Here is a 23,297-nt window from a genome sequence, read left to right on the forward strand (position 1 = left end):
AAACGTGTAAATATACAGTAGAATTAGGCGTAATGGCGCTTTCAAACAAAAAACATAACGAATGGACTATCGATTTGAGGCGAGCCGTAAGGAAGTCTCCACATTTACGAATCAAGATATCAGAGATAATTTCTTAATCGAGCGCATATTTTCAGCGGATCATATCAATTTAACGTACACCATTTATGATCGCATGATCATCGGTGGTGCAATGCCCGTTTCAAATACATTACATCTACCTAATCCCGAAAAATTACGCGCCGAATTCTTTTTAGAACGTCGCGAATTAGGGGTGATCAATGTAGGAGGAAAAGGTACGGTTACCGCAGATGGTGTAGATTTTACGATTGATAAATTAGGCGCTGTGTATGTGGGTCGGGGAACAAAAGACGTGAGTTTTCGTTCTGAATCGAGCGAAAACCCAGCTCAATTCTACATTTTATCGGCACCAGCACACGCCGTTTTCCCTTGTGCCAAATTAGATAAAGAACAAGTTCAAACGGTTGTGTTAGGAAGTTTAGAAACATCCAATCACCGAACGATTTACAAATATATTCACAACGAGGGAATTCAATCCTGCCAATTGGTCATGGGACTTACGATTTTGGAACCCGGTTCTGTTTGGAATACAATGCCAGCACACGTGCATGATCGCAGAATGGAAGCCTATCTATATTTTGATGTGGCGCCTGAACATGCAGTCTTGCATTTAATGGGAGAAACCAACGAAACGAAACACATTTGGGTACACAATCACCAGGCAATTATCTCACCGCCATGGTCGATTCACAGCGGTGCAGGTACGAAGAATTATTCCTTCATTTGGGGGATGGCCGGTGAAAACAAGGATTATACAGATATGGATTTTGCAGAAATTACATCTTTACGCTAATATGAAAAAATCAATTTTCTCAATCCTCCTACTCGTAGGGGGATTTGTTTTGAAGGGCCAAAACTATTCCGAAAGGATGTCGGCGAGCATCATGCATACGCATGCGGATTCCATCACAGTCAAGGTAGGAAAACCTGCAGGATGGGATTATGAACAAGGGTTGGTTTTAAAAGCCTTGGAAAAAATGTATCAGCGAACGGGTGATGCCAAGTACTTCAATTACATCAAGAAGAACATTGACAGCTTTGTCGATGAGCAAGGCAATATCCGCACCTACCATTTCAATGAATTTAACTCCGATAACATCACCACAGGTCGCATGTTATTGTATTTATATCAAGAATTAGGCGATGTGCGCTACAAAAAGGCGGCCGGCAAATTACGTGCTCAAATCGTCGCACAACCACGTGATGCAGATGGAGGATTTTGGCATAAACAACGTTACCCGAACCAAATGTGGTTAGACGGTTTATATATGCTTGAACCATTTTACGCAGAATATGGCACCATCGCAGGAGAAGACAATTGGGCAGACATCGTGAAGCAATTTGAACTGATGTACAAAGGCTCAATCGATACGAAAACAGGGTTGTTGATTCATGCATACGACCAAGCGCGTGTACAGCCCTGGGCTGATAAAAAAACAGGCCATTCGCCTAATTTTTGGGGACGTTCCATGGGCTGGTATGAGATGGCTTTAGTCGACGTTTTGGATTACATGCCTGCGAATCATCCTTCGCGCGCTATCCTAATCAAACAATTGCAAGACTTGTCGGCGGCTTTGCTTAAGATTCAAGACCCGGCTTCTGGCCTTTGGTATCAAGTACCCAATTTTCCTGGTCGGAAGGGGAATTATTTAGAGGCATCCGCTTCAAACATGTTTATTTATGCATTTGCCAAAGGGTCTCGCAAAGGTTATCTACCTGCCTCCTATTTAGTAGCGGCTCAAAAAGCTTATGCGGGTGCATTGAAAAACTTCATCACAACCGACGCGGCAGGATATATCCATTTGGAAAAAACAGTCAGCGTGGGCGGATTAGGAGGCACTCCTTACCGCGACGGATCATATGAATATTATTTAAGTGAACCATTACGTCAAGATGATTTGAAAGGCGTAGGGCCTTTTATTTTGGCCTCCTTAGAAATAGAAGTTGCCAAAGAACTGAACGTAGGAAAAGGAAAGAAGGTCGTATTAGACTACTTCTTCAACCATGAGACGAAAAACGGCCAACGATTCCACTATACTTGGGAAGATCGCAAAGATTCTGGCTTCCATTTGTGGGGTATTCAGTTTGAGCAATTAGGTGCTTCGCTAGATACGTTAGGCGTTTCACCTACGCGCGAAAACTTAAAAAATGCATCGGTTTATATCATCGTGGATCCCGATTCGCCGAAGGAAACAGCTAAACCCAATTACATGAATGCCAAAGCCGCAGATGAGATTGAGGCATGGGTAAAGTCGGGTGGAAATTTGATCTTATTGGCCAACGATACGACCAACTGTGAAATAACGCAATTTAATATACTTGCCCGTCGATTCGGAATTGAATTCGTGGCGCCTAATTTAAACTTTGTACAAGGGCGTAATTGGGAACAAGGAACGGTGTTAATCGAACCGGAAAATATCGTTTTTGATCCGATCAAGAAGGTTTATATCAAAGAAATCACCACCCTGAAATTATCAGGACCAGCAAAATCCATTGCAAGCTTACAGGGATATCCTGTGATGGCTGTTTCACAAGTAGGAAAAGGTAAAGTATTCGCCTTAGGTGATCCTTGGTTGTATAATGAATACACTAATAACCGAAGAACACCGCTCGAATATGAGAACTTCCTAGCAGCCAAGAAACTCGCAGCATTTATGTTGAAATAAGTAAAAAGCCCGGTTTAGCCGGGCTTTTTTTATCAGTTTTTCAGGCCTTGAAATAGTTTTTCTCGTATACCTTTGGCAATCCTCAAAACAGGTTTGCCAAAGGTAGCTAGGTGAGGTTTGCCAAGGGTAGCTAGGGGAATTGAAACCCAGTCATCTTTTCAAGCCGATCTTTCGATACACGGTACATATTCCAATTTTTATGCACTTGGTGCTCATTTGGAAAAAGTACATAAAAAGCGTCCGTTGGGGTGTACACAGCTTTCCAACAATACATCGGGACAATCACACCGGATGCTAAGCGTCCTTTCGAACCGATGCCACCGGAATAGATAAGTAAATTTTGACCTTTCTTAACAGCTAATTTGCGGCAATAAGCTTCTAGAAATTTGAAGGGTCCCCGATTTAATTCGCGCGTTTGAGGGATAATGTTCGACATTAAAAATGTCTCCTCATTCAAGAACTCTGAAGAGGTACGATCCTCCGAATTGCATAAATGCCCCCGATCATAACCCGATTCCTTATAATCTTTTTCATCCACAATCTTAAAGCTGCGTGGAAATCCATCATCCTGCCGGAAACGATCTGATCGGTCTACAGGCCCAACATCACCTGGGCGCAACGTCCATCCGACCCAATTGGCACGCCCCTCTGCCCCATTATACGACATAACATAACCTTTTTTAACGGCTAAATAATTCGTCGTTGAGGCCGTAGAGGCACCTGAAATATTGGGCACCCCGGTAGGTAAATACGAAAGGACAAAAAATAAGAGATTTAAAATCATTTACGGTGACTGAAAATCCAACTTAATAATTCAGGTTGTTTGAACGCATTATCCCATGAATTATGGTTGACACCCGCATATTCCGAATATTTAATCTCCGCCCCTTGATCTTGAACCGCTTTTACCAATTCGCGTGAATGACGTACGGGAACAACAATGTCCGCATCCCCATGGTGAACCCATAATGGAACGCGTTTGGCATATTTAGAAACATAACTTAGATCAGCACCCCCACAAATAGGATTGGCTGCAGCAAACATTTTAGGATACCGCGAAACCGCTTCCATCGTTCCCATTCCGCCCATGGAAAGGCCCATGATGTAGGTCCGACTTTTATCGTGTTTAATCGATTTCACCAAATCAATCACAGCCTGCAGAGGCCAATTGATCGGTGCGGAATAATCAAAAATAAAGGTCGTTGGGACAGTTGACCGATTAATCTTCACAGATGACCAATACGATTCCTTCGGACATTGTGGAAAAATCACAATGGCTTGAAAGTTGATTCGATTCAATGAATCCAAAAACACACTTTTCCCATATTTCATTTGAGCTTCGTTGTCCGTCCCACGCTCACCTGCTCCATGCAGCACGACCAATAACGGATATTTCTTACCGGGTTTATAATCCTTTGGCAAAAGAATTTGATAAGGCAGTACTTGACCTTCCTTGGTTTCAAATGATTTTTTCTCAAAGGAACTTTGAGCATGGCTAGCAAAAGCTAGCAATAATAAAACGAGTAATTTTTTCATCTTTATTTAGCGCGCTTAATCATGTCATTAATTGTTAAATCAATTGTTCTTCCCATCGCTTTATTGCCGCGGTAAGTAACAATTTTCATCACTGTAGCGTCTTTAGGCACGATAACAGAACCTTTGGCTTCCGGATAAAACTGATCTGGGAACGAGTGGTCAAAACTGTAATGAATTGTTAAACCCGAAATTTCCGTACTTAATTGTACCATTAATTCGCCATTTGTGTTGCGCTTCACAGCAATGATCGGCTCATACATACTTGGTGCATATTTCTTTTGTGCTACATCAAAACGTGCCATATGCGCTTCTACGCGGCCTATAAAATTATCCCAGTTGCGGTTGGCAGGCTCCGACCACAATGCTTCAGCAATCGCGAAAGAACGTGGGTAAGTCATGTATTGCAAATGACGGTAATTGAATAATTGTTCCGACCAAAGGTTGGCTTGACCACCTTTGACTAATTTGGCATCAACACCCGCCGGAACCGGTTCAAAAGCATACGAATCACGTAAACGAACCGTTTTGTACACCGGAGGTTCAATTGCTTTATCGCCTTGCATCAAATCGATGTACACATGATTATTTGGCGTCATGATCACTTCATGACCCGCCTTAGCGGCTTGAATTCCGCCATCCATACCACGCCAAGACATCACAGCAGTACTTTTCGGCAATCCTCCTCCTTCTAGGATTTCATCCCAACCCATCATTCGTTTACCTTTCGAAGTAATGATTTTTTCAAGTCGGCGAACGAAATGCGCTTGAACTTCTTGCGAATTCTTAAGTCCTAATTCTTTGCGCATCGCTAAAATTTGCGGGTTTTTATCCCAATAATTCTTAGGACACTCATCACCTCCCATGTGGATGTATTCAAATGGAAACAAACTTGAAACCTCACCCATCACCTTATCTAAAAAGGTATATACCTTCTCGTTGGCCGGACAAAGCGTATTATCCTGCAAAGCTTCTGGATGTCCATGCGACCAATCGATGAAAGGCTCACCGGAAATCACCTGATAGTTAACAGCATCAGGGGTACAAGATAATTCTGGATAAGACGCAATCGCAGCCATCGAGTGCCCAGGAACATCAATTTCCGGCATGATATTCACAAAACGATCCTGGCCATATTTAACAATTTCTTTGATGTCTTCTTGCGTATAAAAACCACCGTAGGTCCGAGGTTCATTTGGAAGTGGTTTAGAAAAGTCGGTGAAATGACCCTCTTTCTTAACATTGTAAGCTCCCTTAACCGTCAAATTAGGGAAAGATTTGATCTCGACCCGCCAACCTTCGTCATCTGTCAAATGCCAATGCAAGACATTGTATTTGTAAGCTACCATTTCATCAATGAATTGTTTCACTTGTTCTTTGGTAAAGAAATGTCGGGAAACGTCCAACATCATTCCGCGCCATGCAAAACGTGGGGAATCGCTGATATTCGCATAAGGAACTTTCCAAGCTACACCCGTTACTGGCTGCGCAGACTCAAGTTCTTTGGGCAATAATTGGAGTAACGTTTGAATGCCATAGAATAGGCCAACAGGCTTATTGGCCGTAATTTGAACACCTTTGGCATCCGAAACGAGTTGGTATCCTTCATTCCCTAGGGAAGCATCTGCTGTTGAATTTAGCTTAAAACGAATCGCAGCTAATGAAGCAACTGACCCTTGGTCATACAACCATTGAACTTTTCTCCCTGCAATGCGCGTCAATTTATCCGTCAAATACGCATAACTCGTAGTTAATGCATCATTTTTAGGACCTGCGATGATGATGGATTTATTCAAGGTATAGGCACCTTGTGGGTATATCGCCTTAGTAGGAGCAGGAATAAGGGCTGGTTTTTGGGCTAATAAGCTACTAGAAAGCAGACAAGTTAATCCCCATAAGCTAATTTTTTTAAGCATGTTGAATAGGTTTTTATAAGATATTAAAGTTCAATTTAATTGCGATAAATTCCAAATCGTTTTTTATTTTTGCAAGGATTAAGCATTATATACAAAACACAAAACCATGAATGAATCTGCTACCCTTGCTGCTCAGCAAGTGGAATTAACACACGCAATTGATACGGTTTGGGTTGCCCTTTGTGCAGCACTTATTTTTCAAATGGAAGGAGGATTTGCCTTGTTGGAGGCAGGATTTGTCCGATCGAAAAATGCCGTGAGTATTATCGCCAAAGTCATGATTGACATTATGTTTGGTGGAGTTGCCTTCTATTTAGTTGGCTTTGGAATCGCCTATGGCAAATCCAATGGCTACTGGGCCTTTGATACAGGGATCATGGAAGGAGATTTGGGCCTAGGACTGACCATTTCAAATTCCTTATTCTGGTTCATCCAAATGGGATTTGCTGTAGCAGCTATTTCCATTGTTTCGGGAGGTGTGGCGGAACGCATGAAAATGTGGTCATACGCAATTTATGTGGCCATATTCAGTGCTATCCTTTATCCACTAGCGGCCAATTGGGTTTGGAATCCAAATGGTTGGTTAGCCCTTCGCGGATTTAATGATTTCGCGGGTTCAGCAGCTATTCACGCGATGGGTGGTTTTGCGGCTCTGGCAGGTGCGATTGTCTTAGGACCTCGTTTAGGAAAATACAATGAAGACGGAACGGCGAATGCAATTCCAGGACATAACTTAACCTTATCAGCGGTCGGTGCGTTTATCTTATGGTTCGGTTGGTTCGGATTTAATCCAGGCTCTACCTTAGGTGCTGTGGGTAAATGGGATTTAATTGGTTCAGTTGCGACGAACACATTTTTAGCCTCTGCAGCGGGTGGTATGGCAACAATGCTTTATACGTTTATTCGATACAAGAAGGTTGACATTACGATGGTCATCAATGGCGTATTAGCAGGTTTAGTAGCGATTACAGCAGGTTGTAACGTCGTTTCACCGGATTCTGCCTTGATTATCGGTTTAATTGCCGGTACGATTGTTGATATCGCTGTTGTGGTCGTTGACAAAATGAAAGTGGATGATCCGGTAGGCGCAGTTGCTGTGCACGGCGTAAATGGATTCTTTGGTACGATTGCGGTCGGTTTATTCTCCCAAAAGAATGGCTTATTCATCACCGGTGAGAGCGCACAATTCATCACGCAATTAATCGGCGTTTCTGTGATTAGCGTATTTTCTTTTGCTACGACCTTTGCCATCTTCATGGCCTTGAAAAAGACCATGGGCATTCGTTTGAGTCACAAAGCGGAATCTGCGGGTATTGACGCCGTTGAGTTTGGAGTAGAAGCCTATACAACATTTGAATAATAGCTAAATAAAAACGATATGAAAAAGGTAGAAGCCATAGTAAAACCATCGAAATTAAAAGCTATTCAAAAAGGCTTAATCGATGCTGATATCCCATGTATGACCGTGGTTCCGGTTCGCGGAGCGGGGCTCCAACAAGGTTATTCGGAGATTTACCGGGGGACCGAAAAGTCCATGATTTTATTACCCAAGGTGATGATTATCTGCGTGGTAAGCGATGAGAATTTGGAAAAATGCATTGATGTAATTCTTGATAATGCCTCAGAAGGTAACGTAGGAGACGGAAAAATCTTCATCTACGATGTACAAGATGCCATTCGGATACGTACGAAAACGCGGGGGGATGGGGCGATAAGGTAGTCATCAGTCGCTAGTCACTAGTCGCTAGTCGCTAGTCATCAGTCACGAGTAGCTAGTCGCTAGTCGCTAGTCACTAGTCATCAGTCACTAGTAGCTAGTCCATCAGTCACTAGTCACTAGTCGCTAGTCGCTAGTCATCAGTCACTAGTAACTAGTGGACAGTAATTAATAGATTATATGGTCTAGGGTCAAATTCAAACGAATTGATTTTAGACCATATTGCTTTACAGCTACATAACATTAGTCAATCAAATAATATAGGTAATTTAAGCGCCCAAAACTTAAGCGACTAGCGACTAGCGACTAGCGACTAGCGACTAGCGACTAGCGACTAGCGACTAGCGACTAGCGACTAGCGACTAGCGACTAGCGACTAGCGACTAGCGACTAGCCTCACCACCCCCATTCGCACAAACATCTCCTCGCTATACCAATCATATTTTCGCGTCTTCATAATCATGGGAGCATGTTCCTTACTTTGATAAGCAAACTGATCCAAATTCGAGGCAGATTCCCAAAGAGAGAAAGTTGCTTGCTCCAATAGAGGGAACTCCCCTACGCCTTTGGCATAAAGCAAACCCTGCTTTCCTTCCAAATGCTTGCTTGCTGAAGGCACATTCCACCAGAATAATAAGGATTTATGCCAACGAATACTCGCGCGGGTAATGACCGCAACGGGTCCATCCCAAGTAGGATCAGCGACCGAAAAGTCAAAAGGCTGAATGCCATTCCAGGTTCCTTTGCCTTTCAAGGGAATCGCGTCCCAACCGGAAATACCGGATGATGCTTCTATAAATCCCAACCAGCGTGAATCCGTTTCGAAAAAGCGTTCAGCATGTTCAGTAGATTCCCAAACACCCAACCAAGCATATAAACTAAAATTGGGAAGGACTGAAAAGCCATTTCCGGCGCCTGTTCCCAACTGCTTGGAAAAGACCAATCCATCTGCAGACCAACCATTGACAAGCGAACGTCCCACTTCCGCAAACGCGTGACGTTTGGCAGAAAAGCCTTTGAACTCTAGGAAGCGAATGGTAATGAATTGACTCGACATATAAAAAATTAAGCAAACGAATTTACAAGGAATACAGGTTAAAATGCGATTTTGAGCCTAATTAAAAATTTTAACTAAAAAATTAGTTGAAAATATTTTGTAACTAAATTTTTAGTTATACATTTGACCCAAGCAAATGAAAAACACATGAAAAAACTTACCCAAGCCGAAGAGCAAATCATGCAGGTTATTTGGAACCTTCCTGAAGGGGGATTCCTCAAAGACATCATCGAAATGCTCCCAGAACCCAAAGCCCATTCGAATACCATAGCCACCTTACTTAAAATTTTAGTGGAAAAGGAATTTGTTCAGATCACAAATCCGAATCGGAATAATTTGTACTCAGCCAAAATTAGCAAATCTGCGTATTCAGGCTCGCGGATGGCGGGACTTACAGAATCCTTTTTCGAGGGATCCTATTCCAATGTCGTTTCCTTTTTAGTGGACAAAAATCAAATGTCCATCGAAGATCTAGAAAGCTTAATCGAACAATTAAAAGCGAAACAAAATGACTAGCACCGCCCTATTCATGTATGCCATCAAGTCAATTGCCCTCTCTGGCATTTGCTTTGCATACTACACGTTGTTTTTGAAAAACACGTTGATGCACCAATACAACCGATTTTTCCTGTTAGGAACCCTCCTACTCAGCCTATTCGGCCCTTTGGTAAAATTTGAATATGGGTTGGAACCCGAATCAAATGTTGCCAACATCACGCAAACCATAAGCTATCTGAATACAATTCAGCTTCAACCCGTTGTTGAAAAAACAGATTGGAGCATGATAGTAATAAGTCTTGCCACAGGTATATCCATCCTACTTGTATCTTATTTGGCATTGGGCATTTATAAGATTTACCAAATCAAACGAGCCCATCCGATCCAATCCAGCCAAGGCATCGAAATCATTGAGACCAACTTAGAAAATGCCCCCTTTTCATTCATGAATCTTTTGTTTTGGAAGCAATCCATCGATTTATTCAGCGAGCAAGGGCAGAAAATATTCCAACACGAATTAGCCCACATTCGGCAAAAACATACCTACGACAGACTATTTTGCCAATTGGCCGCCTCCCTCGTTTGGTTTAATCCTTTTCATTGGCTCATTCAAAAAGAGCTTCAAAACATCCATGAATTCATTGCCGACCGTGAAGCGATTCAATCGGGTGATGTACAATCATTTGCCAAAATGTTGCTGCAAGCACATTACGGAAACGAATTTTTAAACCCTAGTCATTCTTTTTATTACTCATCTCTAAAACGTAGAATTATGTTATTAACTACCTCAAAAAACCCAAAATTTGCTTACTTAAGACGCGTAGCCGTTTTACCCATCGCAGCGTTCGCTTTGATCGTAAGTAGTGTGCAAATCAATGCACAATCAAAAAAAGAAAAGAAAGCTGCAAAAACAGACTTTCTTGTAAGTATCCAACCGGATTCCACCATATTTTCAGACCCTAAAACAGGTAAGAAAGTATTTGCCGTTGCCACACGAGATATGCCACCTCCACCAGCACCGGCTGCTGCACCTACTCCGCCAACGCAGCCTACGCCTCCGATGAATGAATCCATTTCAGCCTTTTCTTCTCCTTCTGATATCAAATCAATCGACGTGAAAAGCAATTCGATGGTCATTAGTGGAACACGCAACGGTAAAGACGTAACAGTTACGGTGAACAAACCGAACGAAAACATATCACTTAATGGAAATGTCGCACTGAAGCCTTCCGCTGGCCAAAAAGATAATCCACTCATTGTGATTGATGGTAAAATCACGCCTGAGGTCAATTTGAACGACATAAATCCGAACAACATTCAATCTGTAAATGTCTTAAAGGGCGAAAAAGCTACAGCGAAATACGCAGAAAAAGGAGCTAACGGTGTCGTTGAAATAACGACCAAAAAACCTTAATTCAAAAACATTAGTTTAATGAATGAATAAAAAAAGTCCATCGTTAGTTGACGATGGACTTTTTCGTTGATGGAAATATGCTTTTACTTCCCAATACAAAACTTCCCAAAAATATTCTTCAACAAGTCATCATTCGAAATTTGCCCTGTAATCTCCCCCAAATCATGTAAAGCATAACGAAGGTCCTGCGCAATTAAATCGCCGGTTAAACCGGCTTTTAAGCCGCGTAAAACAGATTCTAAGGTCTCTTGGGTTTGTAAGAGGTGTTGGTAATGACGTAAATTAGTCACCAAGGTTCCGCCCGTACTGACCTGATCCAATCCTACCACATCCAATAAAGCCTTTTCTAAATCCGCTAAACCTTCCTTGTTTTTCGCCGAAAGGCAAATCAACGAAGGCATATCTTTTACAATAGCATGTAAAGCTTCCGAAGACACTTGATCCTCCTTATTTAAAATCTGAATGATTGGAATGTCTAAATCACCCAAAGCCGTAACTCCTTCTCGTATTGAAGCAGCCGTTTCCGTCGTCGCATCGGCCATGTAAATCACGACTTGCGCCTTCTTTACCCAAGCCTGCGTCCGCTCCACGCCCATCGCCTCAATCACATCTTCCGTCTCACGTAATCCCGCCGTATCAATCAAACGGAACTTAATCCCACCCAATACCCACGAATCTTCCAAACTATCCCGTGTCGTTCCGGCAATGTCTGAAACAATAGCTCGCTCCTCATTCAACAAAGCATTCAAAAGGGTTGATTTTCCAGCATTGGGTTTCCCCACAATCACCGTCGCCACCCCATTTTTAATCGCATTTCCTGCTCGGAAACTCGCGACCAATGGACGAATAGCGACCAATAATTGGTCCACCAAATCCTCTAAATCCTTCCGATCCGCGAACTCCACATCCTCCTCACCAAAATCCAATTCCAACTCAATCAAGGATGCAAAATGAATCAATTGCTCGCGCAATGCAGCTAATTCATTCGAAAAGCCCCCGCGCAATTGATGCAAAGCCGCTGCTTGTGCCGCTGCCGAATCGGCCGCAATCACATCCGCGACCGCTTCCGCCTGCGCCAAATCAAAAGCTCCATGCATGAAAGCGCGTTGGGTAAATTCCCCAGCCCGCGCCAATCGCGCACCTTTCTCCACAAATAATTGAATAATACTCTCCTGAATAAACGGAGAACCATGACACGATATCTCGACCACATCCTCTTTGGTATAACTCTTCGGGGCGATGTATAAACTCACCACCACCTCGTCATATACCCGACCAGCATCCTCGATCCGACCATAATGTATCGTATGAGTTGCCTGTTTCGTTAAGTCTTTGGGTTTAAATACAGCATTGACTAGCGGAATCGCATCAGGTCCTGATAAACGGATAACCCCTATCGCCCCCACACCTGCAGGTGTTGCCAATGCCACAATCGTATCTTGAAATAACATTAAAGTAGGTTTTGAAGCTTCATCGCTACCGACATATCGCCGGAAATCTTCACTTTACCCGTCATTACGGCCATCATCGGATTTAAATCACCTGTTAATAAGGCAGTGAAATTCTCCTCCGTCGCTGCAATCGTGCAATCAGCATCCACATTTTCATTGGTTACTGTTCCATCCGAATTCACCACAATGATTCCTGAAGGAAATGCAAATTTAAATGATACACCTTGAGCACCCTTTTGAGCAGCTAATGCGTTAATACGTTCGTTGATTTCTTGAAATGTCATATGAAGAGTTTTAAAACACAAAACTAATACTTAAATCTCCCGATGACAAATTACTTTGAAGTCACAAAATTGACAGGATTCTACATCGGTCGTTTTTTCAAAGGATTTCGTTCGATCCAAAATTTTATCTACCCAAGCCTGTACCACTTGCCTCGAATCTGCCATAAATCCTTCCATATTTTGACCTTCTGAAAACCATAAACCCAATTTAGGAACCGTTAAAACACCAGCACCTAAATTTCGAAAGGAAATAATCCCAGGTTCTATGGACAATGTCTTCCAGTGCAAACCAGCAAAAAGCGGATTACTTTGTTGCTCAACCACTTGAGCCAATAAAAATTTATACAACCAAAGCTGTAATAATTTTCCTTTTAAATCCTCCGAAACCAATTCTGACATCAGACCAGGGACCCCAATCGTCAAATCTTTCGTTTCTACTTTACCCGTCTTGTAATCAATGATGCGATAAACACCTCCCACGCGATCCAGTCGGTCGACACGCCCCTTAATTTTAACCGAAAATCCGTGACCTTCATGGGTCACAGGAACCATCGTACTCAAATCGAGTTCAGTCCCCAACAACTGTACGCGCGCTGAATTCCACTGGGGCTCCAGATGATAATAACTACTCAAAAGCGTTTTGGCGACTTCCTTCAATACATAATTAAAGCCTTTTTCCATCTCAAATACGCCCTCACGCAACTGAATTTGCTCCATGGCTTGATCCAACAACACATCCAATTCCGCAATACGCGCTTCAGCATCTGCTTGGTCTACCCAGCCATGATGTGAGTCTAATATCGTTTTGTCTACATTCTCCAAAACCTTATGCACCCAAGTACCAAATACATCCGCCCCTAATTCATCCTCATTTTGCTTCTCCTTTCGCAAATCCAATACATAACTGTAATAATATTGCAAGCTGCAATTCGCGAATTGTGCCATTGCAGAAGGTGATAATCCACGACTTTCCAATTTAGCTTTCAATAAATCAATGACAGCATCTGTTTTCTCAATCCGATGCATATCATACGTAGGAACCTGTTCCACCAAATCAAATCGAACATGGGGCTCTGTCCACGTCAAAGCAGGATTTTGTTTCACCCAATCCAAGCGCAATTGCTTGACAAATCGGCTCATTTCCTTGACGCTTGACTTCTCGGAAGGTTGCACATAAATTAATTCAATCTGCTTCGGTCTTTGCAATAAGCGATGAAAGTGATACGAAGTCACCGCATCCGCCTGCGTAAACGTAGGCAAATCAAATGTATTCATCTGAGCAATATCCAACGGGATTAAACTTTCGCGCTTACGCGTACCTGGCAGACTTCCTTCATTTAAAGAAAGTACAATCACACGATCAAAATCCAAGGTCCTTGTTTCCAAAAGACCCATCACATGAAGTGTACGATTCTTTTGTTCAGCCACCTCAAAGGTCAATTTCTGCTGTTGGATTAAATTCAACAACAACTTAAAACCAATCTTAATCGATACCTCGTCAACCTGTTCAATGACGTCCGACAAATTATCAAGTACCCGCCGGGCTTGTGTCATGGCTTGCGCATCTGCTCCCCAGTCTTGCCGAGGCATCTCCTTTAAGATTTGCTCAAAAGCCACCGAAGTTTGCTTTAAAATCGCAGGGAAAGACCCCGATTGAAACAAATCGGCTAAAACGGGCAATGTCTTTAAGCCTCGAATCGCCTCGATAGATACATAAAGGTCCGTTGGCCCAGCTAATGCCTGCCAATCTCGATTCAAATTTTTAGAAGCACCCTTCGAACGTCCATCGATGTAATATTGCATGATGGCATGTTGCATCAAATGCTTAAACATCGCCACCGGAATGCGCGTTTGATCAGCGCGCTTATGAATTTCACTTAAGAGTGTCACGAAGGAAAACGCGGGAGTCTTCTTCAGTGAATACCCCATCGTAATGTTCAGGCGCTCCTTGAATTCCCCCACAAACAATAACACTTGATCTAAGAGACTTTCATCGCCTAAAACAAGGGCCACTTGTTCCTCAGCGCCATGTTGCTCTTGCCAAGTTCGAATTAATTCCATCGCGACAAACACCTGCGCACTAGGATTAGCGACGCCTAATACCTCCACCTCTTTGGCATCTGTCGCAAAATGCTGCTCCATCCAGTTGAATTCAGCCTTCGCTAAATAGGTATTTGAACCGGCATTTGAATAATTTCGAAGCCAATTTCCTGCCCGATGAAACGAGTTATTCACATAATATTCATCTGCATCCCAAAGTGTTTCTGCCAAATCTTGCTTCAAAAGGAAACGAATAATTTCTTCCTCCCCTTTGGATAAGGCATTAAATCCGACAAAATAGATTTTCTTGTAATGCTTAGCTAGCGTACCATTGGATGCTAATCGTGCAGCTAAATCCCGATAGGCCATGCCTCGATATGCCAAACGGCGATCTTTCAATCGGGCCTGCAAACGGCCGTAGACTTCCAGCAAATGATCGTATAGCTTAAAATACGCTTGGGTATGTTGAGTAATGTACTTACCCGTATCCTGCTCCCCATATTCCGCGCCCCAACGTTCCAAGGACTTCACTTCAGATAAAAATGAAAAGATCTGATAGGGCTCAACCAAATACATGTCGAGCGTATCAAAATCTTTCAACATCATTTGTCCCCAACCCATGAATCGGTCGAAATCAACCAAAGGATCCACCTCTTTAAAGCAATTATAGGCCTCAAAAAGTAATTCAATCGGATCAATGAGTGTCGAATCCGTCATTTTGAGGGCAAACTCCTCGATTGTCATGAAATCGGGCGCTAAAAACGCCCGATCACTCAAATAAGCTAATTCTTTTTTAAGGTAAAGTACACCACGCTGTGAGGGCATCACCACCGCAATCTCCTGCATTTCTTCAATGCTATGTTGGGCCCACAAATGCTCAGCCGTCTTCCTTAAAAATGTCTTCATTCCCTATAAATTCCCTTTACGCATTTCCTTCACCGCATAATCAACCGCACGTGCCGTCAAGGCCATATAGGTCAAGGACGGATTTTGTGTAGATGTAGAAGTCATACAGGCCCCATCCGTCACAAATACGTTTTTAACTGCATGCATTTGATTCCATTTATTCAACATGGAACTCTTCGGATCGGCACCCATACGAGCGCCTCCCATTTCATGAATATCTAAACCAGGTGCCTGTTTGGAATCCCTTGTACGAATATTTTTAAATCCAGCCTTATGGTACATTTCAGAGAACTGATCAATAAAATCTTGTACCATTTTGTCATCATTATCATCATAGGAAACATCCATGTGCATGATAGGCAGACCATGCGCATCTTTTTTCACCGGATCCAAACGAACTTGATTACTTTCCTTTGGTATAGTTTCCCCCATCATGTGAGAACCTGCATACCAATTATTATTCAACTTCGGATTTAATAACGAATTTTTCAAACTCTCTCCTACGGAATTTTGATCCGCATGCGTTCCTCTTCCTGCACTCATACCTGCGGCATAACCACGTAAGAAATTCGTTTCTTGCTTGTATAAATTCCGGAAACGAGGCACATAACCGGAAGTCGGTCGGGCCCCCTCCGATTTCGTATCTAAATAGCCTTCATATTCCGCCGAAAGCGAAGCCCGGTAATTATGAAACGCAACATATTTCCCTAATACTCCACTGTCATTGCCTAAGCCCGTTGGGAAACGATGTGATGTTGAATTCAATAAAAGGGCATTGGTATTCAAAGCTGCTGCCGTTACAAAAATCACTTTCGCGTAGTATTCAACCATTTCGTTGGTATGCGCATCAATCACCCGAACACCTGTGGCACGTCCCTTTTTCTCATCGTAAATAATCGATTCAACAATCGAATCAGGACGCAAAGTCATATTGCCCGTTTTCGCTGCCCAAGGTAATGTAGAGGCATTCGAACTGAAATATCCACCGTACGGACAACCACGCTGACACAAATTCCGACTCATGCAACGTCCACGGCCTTGTTGGTAGTGGATTTCACGTGGTTCCGATAAATGTGCACAACGCGCCACAATCACATGACGATCATTGTAATGCTTCTTCATTTCCGTTTGGAAATGTTTTTCTACACAGGTTAATTCATAGGCGGGCAAGAAGTCGCCATCCGGCAAAGAATCCAAACCATCTTTATTTCCGGAAATTCCGGCAAAATGCTCGACATAAGAATACCAAGGATCAATGTCCTTATAGTTGATTGGCCAAGGTGTGGCAAATCCATCTCGTGCCGGACCATCAAAATCCAATTGAGACCAGCGTTGTGTTTGGCGCGCCCAAAGCAAGGATTTACCTCCCACTTGGTATCCACGAATCCAATCAAATGGCTTGTCTTGTTCATAGGGATGTTCCGAATCCTTCACCATAAAATGCTTCGCATCTTCGCGAAAAGCATAACATTTGCTTACAATCGGGTTTGCCGCAATTTCCTCTTGGGTTAATCTGCCGCGATGTTCAAATTCCCAAGGACTCATCAGAGTCGTAGGGTAATCCTCATTATGTGTTACCTTCCGCCCTCTTTCAAGGACTAAAGTTTTAATTCCTTTGTCACAAAATTCTTTGGCAGCCCAGCCCCCTGCAATACCCGAACCGATTACAATCGCACCATAGGTACGCTTTTCTGCATGTTTTAAAATTTCCATCGCTTATTTGTTAACCGGCACGCAAGGATTCCAAAATCCTGGGGCCATTTGATAATTTAAATGATTGACCATGACATATTCAGTCGTCACATAGCCTTGAATCGTTAAGCCTTTCAAGGTCGCGATCGCTTTTTTCGCGTCAACGCCATGTTTCCCTTGTTCCAATTCAAACAAAAATGCTTCCAAAGCAGGACCTTGGGCTTGATTAAAATCACCTTTATAAAACGTTGGAATTTGAGCTAAAACACTACGAAAAGTGTCCTGAGCCTTTGGCTCATAACAATCTTTCAGCATCGATTTAACAAATGTGGAAACACCTAGGCTAACAGCTCCAGGAATTGAGGATTCTGGAATAATACCTCCCATCAATCGATGGAGGACATCTTCTTCTGCTAGACTTAAAGTGAGTGAAATGGATTTGGATTTGGCCGACAAATCATAATAGGCAACGGTACCAAGGGCGGCTAATGTCATCCCTTTTAACCAGGCGCGGCGACTCGACATTTTCATGTTTGATAGGTTTTTGAATACCCTACAAACTTAATAAAAATCAATCAAATAAAAGCCACTTTACCCCAAAGGCAAAACCCCTCCCCATAGCAGGATACAGATAGGCAGAATAATAATTATCGGTCAACAAGCCCTGCGTAACATTGGCCATCTTGAAGAATAATCGAACGCGATTGATGCGCAAGGAAACATAAGGATCAACCTGAACATATGCAGGAAGTTCATAGCGATTTTGAAGATGATATTGCTGGATAGCTGGCTGGTAAGTATCTCCATAATAAGCAGATTGCCCAATCACATCCAAACCAAATTGCATATACAGCAATTTCTTATATTGCACATTCAAGGCCAAATTTAGATTGGCTACTAAACTTGGCATCCGCATCACATCGGGTCCCGTTTGTGTATTCGCATTCACTTGGGATTGCCATTCAAAGCGTCCAAAATTACCGCCCAATGCTACGGAAGTTCGGAAAACAGCAATCGCTTCCTTCGCCTGTGTAGGGGTTGCTAATGAATCATGATATACCCAGGAACCCAATCGTTGGATCGTTACGGATGGTTTCAAATAAAAATGTTTCGTCGTTAACTCGACTCCACCGGCCAATTGGTCAAATTCAATATTCTTGAAATTATTTTCCCAACGAAATGACGTATTATAAACCCATTGATTTGCTAATGTAGGACTCAAGGAAGTTCTTTGGTAGGATGCCCAAAACCAAGGGGAGCGTAAGGATGCTTTCAGCAAATAATCAGAACCGATTAAATATTCGCCTTCTGCTTGAAAATCAATGCTTTTGCCAACTTGCTGCCGCAACCATAAACCGGCATAATTCTCTAATTTGTCCATTGTCATTTGGTTCAATGGATTATATGCCGACCAATAACGTTGCTTGATGTGTGCACGGTAGGTAAATTGGCGGAAAATACCTTTGATTCCCGATTTATGACTGTAAGAACGCCATTGGTTTTCGTTGTAAAGCGAATCTGACGCAGGCGCTTGAATGTAATTGATGTAGGTTCTTGGATAAAAACCCGTTGCCAAATTCGTTTGAAAAGCCAAATCCCGAAACTTTACCTTACGTGTCTCCGCGTCAAGCTGCTGGAATAATTGCAAGCCTTTAAATCCAATGAATTCATGGTACAGGTGCAATTTCAAAAACTGATCGTTCGACTGCGACTTAGAATCAGCTAATAAGGCTGTATTATCGATGTATTTTAATGCATCTGCTGGCGTTTGTCCGCTGGTCAACCTGATTCCACCTTGGTCATTTGTTCCTTGATCGAAATAATTCACGTGACCTAATAAGCGGTAGCGCTTATTACGGGAAGTTAGATTCGTGTGTAGTAAAACGCCCCACTGCCCTGTTAGACTAAGGTCACCTGATTTGAAGGCGGCATCGGTTAAATTTTTATCGGCCACCAAGCGTTGAATTTCCACACCCACATTCCACAAGGAATCTACATTGCGGGCAAATGCAAAGTTCAGATTCGTCTGTCCACCCGCCCCTAAATTATAGGTCACGTCGGAATAAGGCGATTTGGTTTGATAATAACGGATTTGATCGGCCTGAAAGGCGTAGGGCATATAAGCTTGATAGCCCATTGGGGTCCCTAGTGTTTTCGGTGCGCGGGTAAAAACATCCCGGTAGGCTGTCCCTTGATTCCCTAAATTTGTCGTCAAAAAACCATCACGTTCCTGGTATAAATAGCGATGTAATAAGGTTAAGCTTGTATCAATGCGTCGTTGAACGACATCACTGTTGACCGCATCTGACTCCAAGAAATAGTGTACCGTTTGTGGACCATAAACTTGTTTGGTGGAATCATCCAATGCCGCCCGACCGGATTTATTGGAGCTTTGTTGGCCGCCTTTCTGCTGCGTTTTCGGATTCGGAAAACCTGCATTAGCCGGATCAACAACCCCGTTTTGCCCGGAAGTAAACTGGCTAAATCCTTGCAAGGAGAGCAAAAGGAAAACTAGAAGAAAGTAAATTGACCGCATTTTCACAGCGCAAAGGTAATTAAATATTGTTTAGCGCTTGAGGCTTTGCTTCATCCAAGTCCAAAATTCCGCTTCTTCCGACACAAATTCCATCTGCATAGGTAAGTAATATAAGTGATTCAACAAATTAGGATAATCAGCCAAATGCTCTTGAAAACGCATAAAGTCCTTGTGCGTTGTCAAAATCCCAGTATCAGCTTGGCATTGCTTAGCGATGTATTCCCAATACTGAAAATCGGCCGTTTGAAAGGCATAATGATCTTCATAGGATTCTTGATTGATGATATCACCTAGGCTTTTGGCCTGTTTGAAAAAAGGAAGCGGATCCGCAATGCCGGCAACGAGGTGCCAATTCTTAATTTCATTCAACGCGGGTCCCACAGGACTTCCGTAGCGAACACGCGTATAAAATACAGGTAAACCATAGGACTCAAAAGCCGATTTTTTGGCATCAGTCATCGTTGCTGGACAACGATTCACCACAATGGCTTGAGCGCGCTTGACACCTTCTGACGATTCACGTAAGCGACCTAAAGGCAACATTTTATCGATAAAAAAGGGCTTATCATAGGTTGTGCAAAGCAAATTCAAATCCCCTTGAATCGCTCGATGCTGAAAAGCATCATCTAAAAACAAGGTATCAACTTCATTTTGCAATTTTTCTACGCCGATGACACGCTTTTCGCAAACCGCAACTGTTATTTCTGGCATTTGGCGCTTATATGCTAAGGGTTCGTCACCTACTTCGGATGCTTTGGACGTTGATTCGACCATGCGAAAGCCTTTGGTTTTACGCCCATAACCTCTACTCAATATCCCCAAACGCTCCGGAAATGGCCAATGTTGAACTAAATAAGCGACAAAAGGGCTCTTGCCTGTACCTCCAACGGCCAAATTCCCAATCACTAAGGTTGTGGGCCGGTTAAAATGCTTAGAACTAAAAACGTTCCGATCGTATAGCGCATTCCGACATGAAGTAATCAGGCCATACAACTCGGATAATACATAAAAAAGTAAGCGTTTAATCATTCCTTAAAACTACTAAATAAACAATTCATTAGAAAATAATAACTTGCGGCCATGATTCAATTGAAATCCCATACGCTAAACTTCCATTTCGAAGCAGGAACATCGCGCGGTGTATTGACACAAAAGACAAGTTATTTTCTGCGCATCGAACAAGATGGCCGAACGGGAATAGGCGAAGCGGGCCCTTTAAGTGGCTTAAGCCCTGAATTTGAGGAGGATTGTACGGCTACATTTCAGCGGATAATTGATCAATTACCTGAATTACCCAATACCATATCGGAAATTCCCGAGTATCTAGAAAACATACCCTTCGCTTTTCCATCTTTACGCATGGCCCTGGAAATGGCCTTGTTGGATTGGATGGAAGAAGGAAATGGTCAATATTTTTTAAATCAATTTTCAACGAATGAAGTACCTATTCCCATTAATGGATTAATCTGGATGGGGAATCCAACATTCATGCGTGAACAAATCGATGCCAAATTAGCAGCAGGTTACAATTGCCTAAAATTGAAAATTGGTGCCATTGATTTTGAACAAGAAATCGACATTCTACGCGACATACGCACGCGTTACGTGGCAACTGATTTGAGTATACGCGTAGATGCGAATGGTGCATTCGCAATTTCGGAGGCGGCTGGAAAATTAGAAAGGCTAGCTCAGTTTGATCTTCATTCCATCGAACAACCGATTCGTGCAGGCCAATGGGAAGCTATGCATGATTTATGCGCAGAAAATATCTTACCCATTGCCTTGGATGAGGAGTTGATTGGAGTAGAAAATCGGGCATCATTACTAGCAGCCATTAAACCCCCTTACATCATACTTAAACCCAGTTTATTGGGCGGATTTTATGCGACAAGGCTTTGGATAGAGGCAGCAGAGGCACAAGGAATCGCATGGTGGATTACGTCAGCGCTGGAGTCCAACATCGGTTTACAGGCCATTGCGCAATTTACGGCTGGATTCAACAATCCCTTGCCGCAGGGTTTGGGTACGGGTCAATTGTACACGAATAATTTTGAAAGTGGACTTTATATTCAACAAGGGAATATTTTTCAAAAATCGGGACTTCAAAGAGCCACGCCTTTTGACTAAAACTCCTATCTTTGTTCAGCAAAAATTTAACATATACGCATGAATACGATTGATGAGGCGATGATTGCCATCTTAGAGCAACGATTGAAATTAAGTAAATTGTCATATTCTGACGAAAACTACGATGACGTAGAGGAATTACTACACGATTTAGAAGATGATTTCAATGAAAAATACGGTGACCAATTGGAAGAAATTCTTGAGAAGGTACACTTAAAGCATTGTCCAGAATCAGATGTGTTATTGCCTACAGCATATCTAGCAAAGAAATTTGTAGAAACAGCCGATGGTGAAGTTGAAATTAGCAAAAAAGAAGGCGTAGAAGTGGAGTGGATTGAAGATCCCGTTGCAGCAGCTCGCTTGGTTTTATTACCCTCTCCTACCCGTGTGTTACTCATGACACCGAAGGGACTCGAAATCGTCTGGGAAGAATCGAAATAAACAAAAAAGGTGAGGAACAAAATCCTCACCTTTTTTTATGCCAACCAATCAATTCCCTTTTTCAATAAATCCAAGGTTTGTTGGCCTTCCGGATACCCAGAAGCATCGTGCATATATTCCCAGGAAGCCAAAGGTGGCAAACTCATTAAGATGGATTCCGTCCGACCATTGGTTTCCAAACCAAACTTAGTTCCACGGTCATGCACTAAATTGAATTCCACATAACGTCCCCGACGCAATAATTGGAAGTTTCGTTCTTGTTCAGTGACTGGTTTATCAGCATTTGCCTTCATCAAGTGACTGTAAATGGGAACAAAGGACTCTCCTACCGACTTCACAAAATCAAAGGTCTTGGCTTTATCCTCTTTCAAGTAGTCAAAGAAAATACCTCCAATGCCACGCGTTTCGTTGCGATGGGTATTGAAGAAATAATCGTCGGCCCAAGTTTTGTATTTCGAGTAAACATCCGCGCCAAAACCATCGCATGAGGCTTTCACTTGTTGGTGAAACCACTTCGCCTGCTCCGGAATGATAATATGAGGCGTTAAATCGATACCCCCACCAAACCACGCTTGTCCATTGCTTAATTCAAAATAACGGACATTCATGTGAATTATGGGAACCCAAGCATTTTTCGGGTGCATAACGATGGAAACGCCTGTGGCGAAGAATTCTACCTCTTCCGTCACATTCAAACTTGTCACCATTTTAGGATGCAAAGGACCTGAAACAGCGGAAAAATTTACGCCACCTTTTTCTAGAATAGTTCCGCCCTCAATTAAGCGAGTCCTTCCGCCACCGCCTTCAGGACGTGACCAAAGATCCTCACGAAATTGACCCGATCCGTCTGCAGCTTCGATGCCTTGGCAAATACGATCCTGCAGATCGCGAAAATAAGCTTCTATTTGCTCTTTATTCAT

Annotated in this window: 20 protein-coding genes; 8 read left to right on the forward strand and 12 right to left on the reverse strand. The window is 42.7% G+C overall.

The genetic code is table 11. The features are described from left to right. The first annotated feature begins 61 nt into the window (after positions 1 to 61). Positions 62 to 892, forward strand: coding sequence for a 5-dehydro-4-deoxy-D-glucuronate isomerase (gene kduI / locus PQG45_RS04995; protein ID WP_315575251.1), 831 nt, complete (start codon positions 62 to 64; stop codon positions 890 to 892). A 1-nt stretch (position 893) separates the two neighbouring features. Next, positions 894 to 2,765, forward strand: a complete 1,872-nt coding sequence (locus PQG45_RS05000; RefSeq protein WP_315575249.1) for a glycoside hydrolase family 88 protein — start codon at positions 894 to 896, stop codon at positions 2,763 to 2,765. A gap of 130 nt (positions 2,766 to 2,895) precedes the next feature. Here the strand turns inward: PQG45_RS05000 and PQG45_RS05005 are convergent, their stop codons facing one another. The 3 genes from PQG45_RS05005 to PQG45_RS05015 are packed head-to-tail and all read right to left on the reverse strand — an operon-like array spanning position 2,896 to position 6,214. Then, the gene (locus tag PQG45_RS05005) at positions 2,896 to 3,549 is read right to left on the reverse strand and encodes a DNA/RNA non-specific endonuclease (protein ID WP_315575247.1); all 654 of its coding nucleotides are present in this window, start codon (positions 3,547 to 3,549) and stop codon (positions 2,896 to 2,898) included. Then, positions 3,546 to 4,301, reverse strand: a complete 756-nt coding sequence (locus PQG45_RS05010) for a carboxylesterase family protein (protein ID WP_315575245.1) — start codon at positions 4,299 to 4,301, stop codon at positions 3,546 to 3,548. Before PQG45_RS05010 ends, PQG45_RS05005 begins: the two co-directional genes overlap by 4 nt. A 2-nt stretch (positions 4,302 to 4,303) precedes the next feature. Further along, positions 4,304 to 6,214 (reverse strand): beta-N-acetylhexosaminidase, encoded by a 1,911-nt coding sequence (locus PQG45_RS05015; RefSeq protein WP_315575243.1) that lies wholly within the window; start codon positions 6,212 to 6,214, stop codon positions 4,304 to 4,306. 106 nt (positions 6,215 to 6,320) lie between these two features. Here PQG45_RS05015 and PQG45_RS05020 point away from each other — a divergent pair, with 106 nt between their 5' ends. Both PQG45_RS05020 and PQG45_RS05025 read left to right on the forward strand, forming a co-directional pair. Further along, entirely contained in the window at positions 6,321 to 7,574 is a 1,254-nt protein-coding gene (locus PQG45_RS05020; RefSeq protein ID WP_315575242.1) for an ammonium transporter, read from the forward strand. A gap of 18 nt (positions 7,575 to 7,592) precedes the next feature. Then, positions 7,593 to 7,934, forward strand: coding sequence for a P-II family nitrogen regulator (locus PQG45_RS05025; RefSeq protein WP_315575241.1), 342 nt, complete (start codon positions 7,593 to 7,595; stop codon positions 7,932 to 7,934). Positions 7,935 to 8,307: 373 nt separating this feature from the next. Here the strand turns inward: PQG45_RS05025 and PQG45_RS05030 are convergent, their stop codons facing one another. Next, on the reverse strand, positions 8,308 to 8,988 hold the full coding sequence (locus tag PQG45_RS05030) for a spheroidene monooxygenase (RefSeq protein WP_316070376.1): 681 nt from the start codon (positions 8,986 to 8,988) through the stop codon (positions 8,308 to 8,310). Between the two features lie 147 nt (positions 8,989 to 9,135). On the opposite strand from PQG45_RS05030, the gene PQG45_RS05035 reads away from it, so the two are divergent. Both PQG45_RS05035 and PQG45_RS05040 read left to right on the forward strand, forming a co-directional pair. Then, positions 9,136 to 9,504: a BlaI/MecI/CopY family transcriptional regulator gene (locus PQG45_RS05035; protein ID WP_315575237.1), complete on the forward strand. Its 369-nt coding sequence runs from the start codon at positions 9,136 to 9,138 to the stop codon at positions 9,502 to 9,504. Next, the gene (locus PQG45_RS05040) at positions 9,497 to 10,900 is read left to right on the forward strand and encodes a M56 family metallopeptidase (protein WP_315575235.1); all 1,404 of its coding nucleotides are present in this window, start codon (positions 9,497 to 9,499) and stop codon (positions 10,898 to 10,900) included. The genes PQG45_RS05035 and PQG45_RS05040 overlap by 8 nt, the downstream gene beginning before the upstream one ends. Positions 10,901 to 10,983: 83 nt before the next feature. Here PQG45_RS05040 and mnmE read toward each other — a convergent pair whose 3' ends face one another. The 7 genes from mnmE to lpxK are packed head-to-tail and all read right to left on the reverse strand — an operon-like array spanning position 10,984 to position 20,838. Beyond that, the gene (mnmE, locus tag PQG45_RS05045) at positions 10,984 to 12,351 is read right to left on the reverse strand and encodes a tRNA uridine-5-carboxymethylaminomethyl(34) synthesis GTPase MnmE (protein WP_315575233.1); all 1,368 of its coding nucleotides are present in this window, start codon (positions 12,349 to 12,351) and stop codon (positions 10,984 to 10,986) included. Further along, positions 12,351 to 12,635, reverse strand: a complete 285-nt coding sequence (locus tag PQG45_RS05050) for an SCP2 sterol-binding domain-containing protein (RefSeq protein WP_315575231.1) — start codon at positions 12,633 to 12,635, stop codon at positions 12,351 to 12,353. Before PQG45_RS05050 ends, mnmE begins: the two co-directional genes overlap by 1 nt. A 30-nt stretch (positions 12,636 to 12,665) precedes the next feature. Further along, positions 12,666 to 15,581, reverse strand: a complete 2,916-nt coding sequence (locus tag PQG45_RS05055; protein WP_315575229.1) for a PD-(D/E)XK nuclease family protein — start codon at positions 15,579 to 15,581, stop codon at positions 12,666 to 12,668. A gap of 3 nt (positions 15,582 to 15,584) precedes the next feature. Then, positions 15,585 to 17,294: a GMC family oxidoreductase gene (locus PQG45_RS05060; protein WP_316070377.1), complete on the reverse strand. Its 1,710-nt coding sequence runs from the start codon at positions 17,292 to 17,294 to the stop codon at positions 15,585 to 15,587. Positions 17,295 to 17,297: 3 nt separating this feature from the next. After that, a complete protein-coding gene (locus tag PQG45_RS05065; protein WP_315575225.1) occupies positions 17,298 to 17,804 on the reverse strand; it encodes a gluconate 2-dehydrogenase subunit 3 family protein in 507 nt (168 codons plus the stop codon). A 40-nt stretch (positions 17,805 to 17,844) separates the two neighbouring features. Further along, entirely contained in the window at positions 17,845 to 19,809 is a 1,965-nt protein-coding gene (locus PQG45_RS05070) for a putative porin (RefSeq protein WP_315575223.1), read from the reverse strand. Between the two features lie 30 nt (positions 19,810 to 19,839). Continuing rightward, a complete protein-coding gene (gene lpxK, locus PQG45_RS05075) occupies positions 19,840 to 20,838 on the reverse strand; it encodes a tetraacyldisaccharide 4'-kinase (protein ID WP_315575221.1) in 999 nt (332 codons plus the stop codon). Between the two features lie 51 nt (positions 20,839 to 20,889). On the opposite strand from lpxK, the gene PQG45_RS05080 reads away from it, so the two are divergent. Both PQG45_RS05080 and PQG45_RS05085 read left to right on the forward strand, forming a co-directional pair. Continuing rightward, positions 20,890 to 21,936, forward strand: a complete 1,047-nt coding sequence (locus PQG45_RS05080; protein WP_316070378.1) for an o-succinylbenzoate synthase — start codon at positions 20,890 to 20,892, stop codon at positions 21,934 to 21,936. A gap of 39 nt (positions 21,937 to 21,975) precedes the next feature. After that, the gene (locus PQG45_RS05085) at positions 21,976 to 22,377 is read left to right on the forward strand and encodes a hypothetical protein (protein WP_315575218.1); all 402 of its coding nucleotides are present in this window, start codon (positions 21,976 to 21,978) and stop codon (positions 22,375 to 22,377) included. Positions 22,378 to 22,412: 35 nt separating this feature from the next. Here the strand turns inward: PQG45_RS05085 and hemF are convergent, their stop codons facing one another. Then, complete coding sequence (hemF, locus tag PQG45_RS05090; RefSeq protein WP_315575216.1) at positions 22,413 to 23,297, reverse strand: oxygen-dependent coproporphyrinogen oxidase; 885 nt, start codon at positions 23,295 to 23,297, stop codon at positions 22,413 to 22,415.

The organism is Aquirufa regiilacus, from assembly GCF_032470275.1.
Taxonomy (GTDB): Bacteria; Bacteroidota; Bacteroidia; order Cytophagales; family Spirosomataceae; genus Aquirufa; species Aquirufa regiilacus.